10 protein-coding genes are annotated in these 10534 nt (G+C 66.7%); 1 reads left to right on the forward strand and 9 read right to left on the reverse strand.

Annotation, left to right across the window (positions count from 1 at the left end; all coding sequences use genetic code 11):
* Positions 1-51 precede the first annotated feature (51 nt).
* From IQ782_RS22550 to IQ782_RS22565, 4 genes are all read right to left on the reverse strand, one after another.
* The gene (locus IQ782_RS22550; protein WP_240989489.1) at positions 52-1557 is read right to left on the reverse strand and encodes a tripartite tricarboxylate transporter permease; all 1506 of its coding nucleotides are present in this window, start codon (positions 1555-1557) and stop codon (positions 52-54) included.
* Between the two features lie 12 nt (positions 1558-1569).
* The gene (locus IQ782_RS22555) at positions 1570-2019 is read right to left on the reverse strand and encodes a tripartite tricarboxylate transporter TctB family protein (protein ID WP_194136925.1); all 450 of its coding nucleotides are present in this window, start codon (positions 2017-2019) and stop codon (positions 1570-1572) included.
* 14 nt (positions 2020-2033) lie between these two features.
* Complete coding sequence (locus IQ782_RS22560) at positions 2034-2864, reverse strand: MBL fold metallo-hydrolase (RefSeq protein WP_194136926.1); 831 nt, start codon at positions 2862-2864, stop codon at positions 2034-2036.
* Positions 2865-2946: 82 nt separating this feature from the next.
* A complete protein-coding gene (locus IQ782_RS22565; protein ID WP_194136927.1) occupies positions 2947-3939 on the reverse strand; it encodes a tripartite tricarboxylate transporter substrate binding protein in 993 nt (330 codons plus the stop codon).
* A gap of 99 nt (positions 3940-4038) precedes the next feature.
* On the opposite strand from IQ782_RS22565, the gene IQ782_RS22570 reads away from it, so the two are divergent.
* Positions 4039-4980, forward strand: coding sequence for a LysR family transcriptional regulator (locus IQ782_RS22570; RefSeq protein ID WP_194136928.1), 942 nt, complete (start codon positions 4039-4041; stop codon positions 4978-4980).
* A 382-nt stretch (positions 4981-5362) separates the two neighbouring features.
* Here the strand turns inward: IQ782_RS22570 and IQ782_RS22575 are convergent, their stop codons facing one another.
* The 5 genes from IQ782_RS22575 to IQ782_RS22595 form a co-directional block, all read right to left on the reverse strand.
* Positions 5363-6328 carry a 2-hydroxyacid dehydrogenase gene (locus IQ782_RS22575; protein WP_194136929.1) on the reverse strand — a complete coding sequence of 322 codons (966 nt, stop codon included), beginning with the start codon at positions 6326-6328 and terminating at the stop codon, positions 5363-5365.
* A 40-nt stretch (positions 6329-6368) separates the two neighbouring features.
* Positions 6369-7685 carry a TRAP transporter large permease gene (locus tag IQ782_RS22580; protein WP_194136930.1) on the reverse strand — a complete coding sequence of 439 codons (1317 nt, stop codon included), beginning with the start codon at positions 7683-7685 and terminating at the stop codon, positions 6369-6371.
* A 1-nt stretch (position 7686) separates the two neighbouring features.
* The gene (locus IQ782_RS22585) at positions 7687-8277 is read right to left on the reverse strand and encodes a TRAP transporter small permease subunit (protein ID WP_194136931.1); all 591 of its coding nucleotides are present in this window, start codon (positions 8275-8277) and stop codon (positions 7687-7689) included.
* 66 nt (positions 8278-8343) lie between these two features.
* A complete protein-coding gene (locus IQ782_RS22590) occupies positions 8344-9357 on the reverse strand; it encodes a TRAP transporter substrate-binding protein (RefSeq protein ID WP_194136932.1) in 1014 nt (337 codons plus the stop codon).
* 53 nt (positions 9358-9410) lie between these two features.
* Entirely contained in the window at positions 9411-10454 is a 1044-nt protein-coding gene (locus tag IQ782_RS22595) for an L-idonate 5-dehydrogenase (RefSeq protein WP_194136933.1), read from the reverse strand.
* Positions 10455-10534: the final 80 nt, after the last annotated feature.

Here is a 10534-nt window from a genome sequence, read left to right on the forward strand (position 1 = left end):
AAGAGAGGTGTTCCACCCGAGCACACGAGGTCTCGGATGGAACAAGGTTTTTCACTCTGCCCCTCGCGCCGGGACACCAGCAGTCCCAGCCCTCCGAGGTTTGAAAAATGGCCAGAGGATGCTGCAGAGCGCGATCAGGAGCAGCCCTGCCGCCACCGGACGGGTGACGAACATCATCAGGCCGTTCTCGTCGTAGGTCAGCGAGTTCCTGAGGTTGAGCTCCAGCATCGGTCCGAGGATGAAGGCCAGAGGGAAAGGGCTGATCGGCAAGCGGAACCAGTCCATCAGGATCCCCAGCAGGGCGAAGCCGACGAGGAACAGGAAGTTGAACTCGGTTCCCGCGTAGACAAATGTGCCGGTGAAGCAGAGCACCACGATGGCGGGGTACATCACCCGGTGCGGAACGCGCAGGATGTAGGGGAAGAGCCGGATGCCGCCGAACTGAAGCGCCAGAACCAGCACCGCCGAGATCAGCGCGGTCATGAAGATGGTCAGCACGATCTCGGGATTGGAGCTGAAGAGCAGCGGTCCGGGCTGGAGGCCGTGGATCATCAGCCCGCCGAGCAGCAGCGCGGTCGTGCCGTCCCCGGGAATGCCGAGCGAGATCATCGGGATCAGCGATCCGCCGATCGAGGCGTTGTTGGCCGTCTCCGAGGCGAAGACGCCGTCGATACAGCCGGTGCCGAATTTCTCGGGGTGCTTCGAGCTGTTTTTGGCCTGCGCGTAGGCAACGAGGTTCGACAGGGCGGCGCCCATGCCCGGCAGGAAGCCGATCCAAAGCCCGATCATGAAGGACCGCAGGATGTTGACGCCATTGGCGCGGTATTCGGCAAAGCTCACCCCCAGACCCTTGATCGCGCCGATCTTGGCCTGATCGAACGTCGGCAGGCCGCGCGCGAATTCCGTCACGATCTGCTTGATGGCGAAAAGGCCCAGCATCAGTGCGATCAGGTCGAAACCGGACCCCATGTAGATCGAACCGAAGGTAAAGCGCTCCGAGCCGTCGATCGGCGCGAAACCGACGGTGCTGGCAAGCAGGCCGAGCGCGGCGGCGGCGAAGCCGTGCAGCACGCCACCCGACGACAGGGAGGACACGAGCGAGATGGCGCACATCCCGAGCGCGAAATATTCCCACGGTCCCAACTGGACGGCGAAGTCAGCGAGCCAGTCACTCAGCACCGCCGCGATGAGGATCGAGAAGAATGTTCCGATGAACGAGGCGGAGATGGCGGCGCCGAGCGCCCGCACGGCCTCGCCCCGCTGGGTCATCGGGAAGCCGTCAAAGGTGGTCGCGACCGCCGAGGGCGAGCCCGGGATCCCCAGAAGGATCGAGCCGATCATGGCGCCCGACTGGCCGCCGACCCAGACCGAGATCAGCATCGCGAAGGCGAGCACCGGGCTCAGGCCGAAGGTCATCGGCAGCAGCAGCGCCACGCCGATCCCGCCCGAGAGGCCGGGAATGGCGCCGAAGACGATCCCGACCATGTTGGCAATCAGGATGACGACAAGGGTCGTGGGGGTCAGAAGCTCGCCGAAGACCGAGAACAGCATGTCCATGGTCCGCTCTCCCTAGGACAGGATGCCCTCGGGCAGGTAGGACCCGAGCGCGTTGTGGAAAAAGACGTAGAGCAGTCCGAAGGTGACCGCCGCATAGACCGCCGCCCCAAGGATGCGGAACTGCCCCGGTTTCGACATCTGCCAGTACATCGCGACGAGGATCAGCGGCGTCGCAAGGTCGAACCCGATGAGCCAGAGCAACAGCCCGTAGGCGACGACCGGCAGGAAACCCTTGCCGAGCCGGAGCCATTGCGTCCGCCCCCAGGCGGGCTCGAGCTCGGGCGCGCCGGGCCTGAGCAGCATGCCGATGCTGCAAATCCCCAGCAAGGCTATACCGAAATAGGGGAAGAGCGTCGGACCCGGATCGTCGGTCATCGGCGTGTAGTCGATCCGGCTCGTGACCACATAGAGCGCGACGCTGATCGCGAGCAGGAGGACGCCCAGAAATCTGTCTCGTGCCAAGGTGGGTCTCCGCATCACTGCCGGAACAGCCGTTCGGCGTTTTCGATCATCGAGTCGATGAACTCGGGCCAGACCTCGGGCGCGACGAAGGGGTTGAACGCTTCGGTGATCATCGGCACGCGGTCGAACATCCGCACGTGGATCGGGTGCGATCCCAGCGCGATGTCCACTTCGATCTCGCGCAAACGGCGCAGGCTGGCAAGGTAGTCCTGCTGCAGCGACATCGGAAGGTTGTGCGTTTTCAGGAACTCGGTCGACATGGTGTTGAGCCCGACACCGCCATGCAGGCCGCAGCGGTAGCGCGCGCCATCCGCCGCGACCGCGTCGAAGAAGAACGAGGTCGTTCCGGGCGTGTGGCCGGGCGTCAGCAAGGTCGTGACCTCGCGGTCCCCGAGGCGCACGGGCGTCGCGTCGTCGAAGAACCCGTCCACCCTGAGCCCGCCATAGGCATAGCCGAAGTCGAAGAGCATGTCGGGCCGGTCGTTCAGGAAATCATAGTCCTCGCGGCTCATCATCACCTTGCAGCCGCTGTATTCGGCGACGACACGCGCGGCGCCGACGTGGTCGTAATGCATGTGCGACAGCAGCAGAATCTTGATGTCCTTGGGATCGAAGCCGGCGCGCCGGATCGCCTCGAACAGCAGGTAGCTCTGCGGCTGCATGGTCGAGTCGATGAGGATCAGCCCCTCGCTCGTCTCGAGCAGGTAGGCACCGACCCAGGCGTTGCCCACGTAATAGGTGCGGGGCGCGACCCGGAACGGGGCCACTTCCACTTCCCAGGGGCGCTCGCACCCCTGCCGGAGCGATTCAACCGGGTCTTTGCGTTTCTGAGGTGTCTGGTCCATGGCGCTTTCGTCTTTGCGTATTGCGCGCGGCGGGACCCCGGAGCGCCTGCGCCCCCGGACACCCGCCGCAGCTGTATTCGGGTTATTCGAAGCCGAGATCCTTCGCGAGCGCGCCGACCGTGGCGTCGCTCTCGGCAAGCATCGCGGCGCTCTCTTCAAGCGGCAATGTGGTCATCGGGATGCGCATCTTGGTCAGCTGCTCGGTGATCGCAGGATCGGCGATCACCTCGGCGAAGGCCGCGTTGATCGTCTCTGCCAGGGCGGGGTCCATGTCCTTCGGTCCCAGCAGAAGGAAGTCGAGGCTGAAGGCCACCTCGGGGTATCCCAATTCGGGGATCGTCGGCACGTCCGGCACCAGCGCGTCCCGCTCCGGGTTGCGCGACACGGTCGCGAGGATCTTCAGCTTGCCCGCATCGCGGTGCTGCACCGCGGTGGAGCAGGACACCAGCCCGGTGTCGATGTTGCCGCCCTCGATCGCGACGGTGAGGTCGGAATCGCCGCCGCCCTGGACGAAGCGGAAGGCGCTTTGTGTCTCGCGCTGGATCAACGCGCCGCCAAAATGTGAGCCGGATTTGAGCTGAACACCGAAGGTGATGCTGTCCGGCGCCGCCTTGGACGCGGCCACGAGGCTTTCGAAGGTGTCGAATTCGGCCTCGTTGCTCACCACGACGCAATAGCTGGCCTTGACGGCCATGAAGGCAAGCGTGGTGAAGTCCTCGGAGGGCGAGGCGTTGATCAGCCCGGTATGCGCGCGGTGGATGATCGCCGAGTTGAAGAAGAACAGCGTCTGGCCGTCCGGACGGGCACGCTGAACGGTGTTCACCGCAACGCCGCCACCCCCGGCAGGCTGGTTGACCACCACGAAGGGGGCTCCGGTCTGCTTCTGCAGTTCCCCGGCGATCAGACGGGCAACGGCATCCGTGCCGCCGCCGGGCTTGATCGGCGTGACCAGCCTTACCGAGCCCTTCGGCCAGGTGACGTCCTTGGTGTCGGCCGCCTGGGCCGGAGCGAAAGCGGCTGTTGCGCAAAGCGCGAGACCGGCCAGTGCGGCCCGTAGTGCTACATGTGTTTTCATGATCTCCTCCCGAAGAAACCTGTGACATTTGAGCAGGATTGCCTCATCAGAAGAAGCAAGATATTTGCCCCAGCTATCAGCTTTGCTAATATCTGGACCATGGACGCATCGACCCTTCTCAATCGGCTGCTGATCCGCGGCAAGTTTCGCCACCTACATGCCCTGGTGCGGCTGAACGAGCTGCGCAACATGAGCCGCGCGGCGTCGGCCATGGGGGTCACGCAATCCGCGCTTTCGCAGAGTGTCGCGGATCTCGAGGCACTGCTCGAGACAACGCTCTTCTTCCGGCACGCACGCGGGGTGGAGCCCACGCCCGTCGCACTGCAACTCATCGAAATGGCAGAGCGTATGCTGCACGCGCTCGAGGACGGCACGCAGGCGCTGGCGGCCCATATCCTAGGGGCGACCCGTTTCGTCCGGGTCGCCGCAACGGCCTCGGCCATCGAGAATTTCATCGTCCAGGCCCTTCCCGCCTTCACCGCCAAGCATCCGGAGATCCACATCACGATCGACGAGCTGTCGGGACAGGCGCTGGACGCGAGTCTTTCGAGCGGCGAACATGACATGGTGTGCTGCCTGAAGCGCGAAACGCTGCCCGAGGGCTGGAGCTTCCACTCCTGCGTCGAGGATCGGTTGGTGCCGGTGTGCTCGACGACCTCTCACCTCGCGCAGCTCGACGTGGTGAGCGCGGAGGATCTCGGCCGGGCCACATGGCTGCCCAATCACGTCCGGACAGCGTCGAGACGGGGGTTCGAGTATCTCGCCACCCGTCACGGCTGGACGGATGTGAAGACGTTGAACCTTACGACCCGAAGCATTTCACTCACGCTTTCGCTCTTGCAGGCGCGGGACCTTGTCACGGTGCTGCCCAGAACGCTCATTGCGCAGGGCATCCGCACCGGCACGCTCCTCGAGCTGCCGTTCTCGATCGATGTCCCGCATTGGGAGCTAGGGGTTCATTGGAAAAAGTCGGAAGCGAGCCCCGCAGCCCGCATCTTGTTCGAGGCGCTGGTAAGCGCCTCTCACGACCGCGGCGATTGATTTCTTCCGATGAATGCCAGCGCCTTCGGATGTGGCTCAATGTCCATTCGGATGAATGGTCTCGTTTCGGTGGTCCCACGAACGGAAGGTGAAGTCTGCGCAAAAACATGTATTCGCGAGGAGGATGTGGGATGGCTCCCGTTCGCCCTCAGCGGACCATTGGAGAACGGATCAGGCTTGCGACGACCGCAGCCTCACACAGAAGACATCTTTGAGCCAGAGCCGACGCGGGAACCTTTCTGCGCCGTTGATCGAAGACGGGCTCTGTCGGGAGATGTCATCTTCGCGCTCTCGATCGTGCTCAACCAGAAGATCAGAAGAGGCGGCCCCCTGTGCCGGCGCGCGCGCGGCGTTTTGGGCTGGGCATGACGGGCGGCCGGGCTCAGGCTCGGACCGTGTTTTCCAGCGGCTCGCCGGCCTCGAGGTTGCGGATGTTGCGCGCGATGGTGGCCTGCCTGCGCGCGATCGTCCCATGGGTCCAGCCGGACATATGCGGTGTCAGGGTGACGTTTTCGAGCTCGTGGAACGGGCGGTGTCCGGGCATCGGGCTCGGCCGGTCCGGCGTCGGGTAGACGTACCAGGTGTCGATGATCGCCCCGCCGATCGTCCGGCGGGAGAGCGCCGCGTAGAGCGCCTCCTCGTCGATCACCGGTCCGCGTCCGACGTTCATGACGATCGCCCGCGGCCCCAGCGCGCCGAGCACCTGCGCGCCGATCAGCCCGGCCGTGCTGTCGGTCAGCGGCAGGGTGTTGATCAGGATGTCCACCCGCGATGCCATCTCGGCAAGCCGCTCGAGGCCATAGGTCGCGGCGTAATCGGGGACGTTGACCGCCGAGCGGTTCGCCACGTGCACCGCCATGCCGAAGGCGCGGGCGCGGGCGGCGATGGTCCGCCCGATATGGCCGTGCCCGACGATGCCGATGCTCTGCGCCCCGAGCTCGCTGCGCAGTCCGGAGGGGCCGCCCGCCCAGTAGTGCCAGTCGCCGCGCCGGATCTGGCTGTCGGCCTCGGCCAGCGGCACGTGGCGAGAGAGCAGCGCCGCCATGACGTATTCGGCGATGGCGTTCTCGTGGCCGAAGCAGTTGCAGACCGCGCAGCCCTGCGGAAGCGACGCGAAGTCCACGCCGTCATAGCCCGCCGCCGGCAGCTGGAAGAGCCGCGCCGAGCTTGGCGGGTGGTCGGCACGGCTGTAGGTGCCGACCACCACGTCGGCGGCCTGGTAGAGCGCGAGCTCGCCCTCGCGGTCGAGCGTGTCGGAGACCGCGATCAGCTCGTGCGGGTGCTCCAGGAGCGCGGCGAAGCCGTCGAAGAAGGTGAGCGCATTGGCGCCGTGGAATACGATCTTCATGTCATCCGAACCTCGGTTGAAGGTGGAGGGCTGGCGCCCCTCAGTAAACCGCGATCTGCGGGAAGCAGAGCATCATCGCGAGGGCGAAGGCCTGCAGCCCGATGAACGGCAGCAGCGCGCGGAAGATGTCGCCGAGCGAGATCTCGGGCGGGGCGACCGACTTGAGGTAGAAGGCGGCGGGTCCGAAGGGCGGCGACAGGAAGCTCATCTGCATGTTCATGCAGAACAGCACGCCGAACCAGATCGGGTCGAGGCCGAGGCTCTTCACGATGGGCACGAAGATCGGCATGGTCAGCAGCGCGATCCCGACCCAGTCGAGGAAGGCGCCGAGCACGAAGAGGATCGCCATCATCAGCAGCACGATCACGATCGGATTGTCCGACACGCCGGTGATCAGCCCGGCGACGAAGTTGATGCCGCCCATCAGGTTGTAGACCCCGACGAGCGCGGTGGCGCCGATGCCGATCCAGACGATCATGCCGCAGGTCGAGAGCGTCTGCATCGCGCTGTCGCGCAGGAAGCGCCAGCTGAACTCGCCGCGCACCATCGCCGAGAGGGCGACGCCGGCGACGCCGACCGCCGAGGCCTCGGTGACCGAGGCGATGCCGGCGTAGATCGAGCCCAGCACGAAGGTGACGACCAGCAGCGGCAGGATCAGCCCCTTGAGCAGGCGCAGCTTCTCGGCCGCCGGGATCTTCTCCTTGGTCGGCGGCGGGGCGACCCCTTCCGAGAAGTAGGAGCGGATCAGCACGTAGCCGACGTAGAGCGAGGCGAGCAGCAGCCCGGGCAGGAAGGAGGCGGTGAAGAGATCGCCGATCGAGACGTTGGCGGTCAGCCCGTACATGATCAGCACGATCGACGGCGGGATCATCGCGCCGAGCGAGCCGCCGGCGCAGACCACGCCGATCGCCAGGTTGCGGTCGTAGCCCTGGCGCAGCATCTGCGGCAGGGCGATCAGGCCGAGCAGCACGATCTCGCCGCCGATGATCCCGGACATGGCGGCAAGGATCACCGACACGAAGATGGTCTGCACGGCGACGCCGCCGCGGATCCGCCCGCCGATCAGCTTCAGCGCGTCGAAGAGGTCGCGGGCCACGCCCGAGCGGTCGAGCATCGCCGCCATCAGCACGAACATCGGCACCGAGACGAAGACGAAGCTGTTGACGAAGGTGTAGATGCGGCTGGTGATCACGGTGATCGACATCGGGCCGAAGAACCCCAGCGCGAAGACCAGCGCGACGAGCAGCGTCACGAAGGCCAGCGGCATGCCGGTCAGCAGCAGCACCACCATGAGGCCGAACATCAGCAGGGTGGCGGGCCCGATGCCGAGCGCCGCCAGGTCGAACAAGGCATGCATGTCAGCTGTCCTTTCCGGGCTTTCTGAGCTGCCGCGCGAGGATCACGGCGAACTGGGCGCACATGACGAGCATCAGCACAAAAAGGAAGATCTTGAGATAGGCCGGGAGCGGCGGGTTCCAGGCGCTGCCGGAGCGTTCGAGCCGCAGGTCCCCCGCCGGGGACCAGACCGCCTTGGTCAGCATGAGCCAGGCCGCGTAGGCGAAGAAGCCGCTGGCGATCATCGAGGCCAGCGAGATGAAGAGGTCGAGCGCCTTGCGGCCGCGGGCGGGCAGGGCGTCGTAGAGCATCACGACGCGGATGTGCCGGTCGCGCGAGACGCAGAACAGGCCGCCGTAGAGAAAGGCGAGCCCGCAGAGGAAGGTGGCGGTCTCATGCGCCCAGATGGTCGGCGCGTTCAGCGCGTAGCGCAGGAAGACCTCCATCAGCAGGAAGAGCGCGGCGGCGACGATGCCGACGGCGAAGAGATGGCCGAGCCGGTCGATCCAGCGGCCAAGCAGGCCGGCCTCGGGGATCGGGGTCTCCCGCGTCTCGTGGGTGGGCAGCTCGGCGGCCAGCTCGTGCTGCGCTTCGGGCGTCTGGGGTCTGCTCATCGCGCTGTGGTTCCTTCGATCCGTCGCAGGTCCGGCCGGCGACCGGGGGCCGCCGGCCGGCCGGGGTTACTGCAGCAGCCCCTTGTCCTTGAGATAGGCGGTCAGCGTGTCATAGACCTTCTGCGCCATGGGCGAGCCCTCGGCGACGCCGGCCCATTGCTCCTGGGCGATGGCGCGGAACTTGGCGCGCTCCTCGTCGGACCAGTTGTGGATGGTGATGCCCTCGGCCTCGGCCTTGCCGACCGCCTCGAGGTCGCGCTCCTTGAGCGTGGTCACCTGGGTCTGCTGGAAGGCCTTGACCGAGGCCTTGAGCTGGTCCTGGATCTCGGCCGGCAGCGCGTCCCACTTGGCCTTGTTCATCGACACTTCGACCAGCGGCAGCGAGTGGAAGCCGGGGTAGACCGGGTGCTTGGCGATCTCGTTCATGCCGGTGTCCTGGTTGACCGAGAACACCGAGTAGTCGGCGGCGTCGATCACGCCCTTGTCGAGCGAGGTGTAGACCTCGGAGGCGGGCAGGTTCACCGGGTTGGCGCCGGCGGCGGCGAAGACATTGGCGATCAGCCCCTCGGGCGAGCGCACCTTGACGCCCTGCAGGTCGGCGACGCCCTCCAGCGGCACCTTCGACACGAAGGCCTCGAGGCCGGGGGTGGAGACGCCGATGAACTCCAGCCCGTAGGGGTTGATCAGCTCGTTCATCAGCTCCTTGCCGCCGCCGTTCTCGACGAAGTCGATCATCTGGGCGGGATCGGACCAGGCGCCGACCGGGTTGGCGATCAGCCCGAAGGCCGGGTCGCGGCCGGCGAAGTAGGAGGTGTCGGTGATATGCCCGTCGATGATCCCGGCGGCGATCGCGTCCGGGGTCTCCTTGTAGTCGACGATCGAGCCCACCGGCAGCAGCTCGATGCTGACCTTGCCGCCGGTCATTTCCGTGACGGTCTCGGTCCAGCCCTGCTGGAAGATGAAGTTGGGGTTGCCCGCCGGGTCCGAGGACTGGAAGCGGAAGCTGTACTCCTGCGCCGAGGCGGCACCGGAGAGGCAGAGGCCGGCAAGCAGCGCGGCGGTTGTGGTCTTCAGGATCATCTTGGGCTCCTCCCTTGGGGTTCCTGTTGAAGCTGCAATGGGATGCGTGCGGGTCAAGGCGCTGGGAAGCTGATCTGCACCTTCATCGCACGGGTCTTGTCGCTGGCCAGCTCGAAGGCGCTGACCGCCGCGTCGGCGGGCAGGACCCTGGTGAGCAGAGGCCGCGGATCGATGCGCCCGGCGTCGATCATCCGGGCCGCGGTGGCGAACTCCGGGGCAAAGCGGAAGCTGCCGAGGATCTGCAGTTCGCGGGTCACGATGGCGCTCATCGGCAGGCTGGTCTCGGGGCCGAGGCCGACGGTGACCAGCAGGCCGCGGGGCCGCAGGAAGGCGCAGGCCGCGATCACCGCGGGCGGCGCGCCCGAGCATTCGAAGGCCACGTCGACCTGTCCCTTGCCGGCGCCGAGCGAGGCAAGCGCCTCGGGGTCCTGCGACAGCTCGATGGTGCGGTCGGCCCCCATGAGCCGGGCCGCGCCCAGGGCGGTGGCGGAAAGGTCGGTGGCGATGATCTCCTCGGCCCCGGCGTGGCGCGCCGCGGCGATGGTCAGGCAGCCGATCGGCCCGCAGCCCGAGACGACGACGCGCTTGCCGGTCAGGCTGCCCGCAAGCCGCACCGCGTGCAGGCAGACCGCCAGCGGCTCGGACATGGCGGCCAGCGCCAGGTCGGCCTCCGCCGACAGCTTGACCATCTGCGCGGCGGGCAGGGTGACCTGCGCGCGGAACAGGCCCTGCTCGTGGGGGACCCGCATGGCCGAGCCGTTGAACCGCATGTCGAGGCAATGGTTGGCCAGCCCGCGCAGGCAGTATTCGCAGGCGCCGCAGGGGCGCGAGGGGTTCACCGCGACGCGGTCGCCCTCGGCCAGCCCGGTCACGCCGCTGCCGACCTCGGTGACGATGCCCGAGACCTCGTGCCCCAGCGCCATCGGCTCGCGAACCCGGACCGTGCCGAAGCCGCCGTGATGGTAGTAGTGCAGGTCCGAGCCGCAGATGCCGCCGTGGCTGACCGCCACGCGCACCTCGCCCGCCGCAGGCGCAGGGGCGGCGGCGATCTCCTCGACGCGCAGGTCCTTCGGGGCGTGGAGGACGACCGCGCGCATCACAGCACCGAGCTCATGCCGCCGTCGGCGAAGATGAGCTGTCCGGAGACGTAGTTCGAGGCGTCGGAGGCGAGGAAGAT

Origin of the sequence: Salipiger mangrovisoli (genome assembly GCF_015223355.1) — a bacterium.
Classification (GTDB): domain Bacteria; phylum Pseudomonadota; class Alphaproteobacteria; order Rhodobacterales; family Rhodobacteraceae; genus Salipiger; species Salipiger mangrovisoli.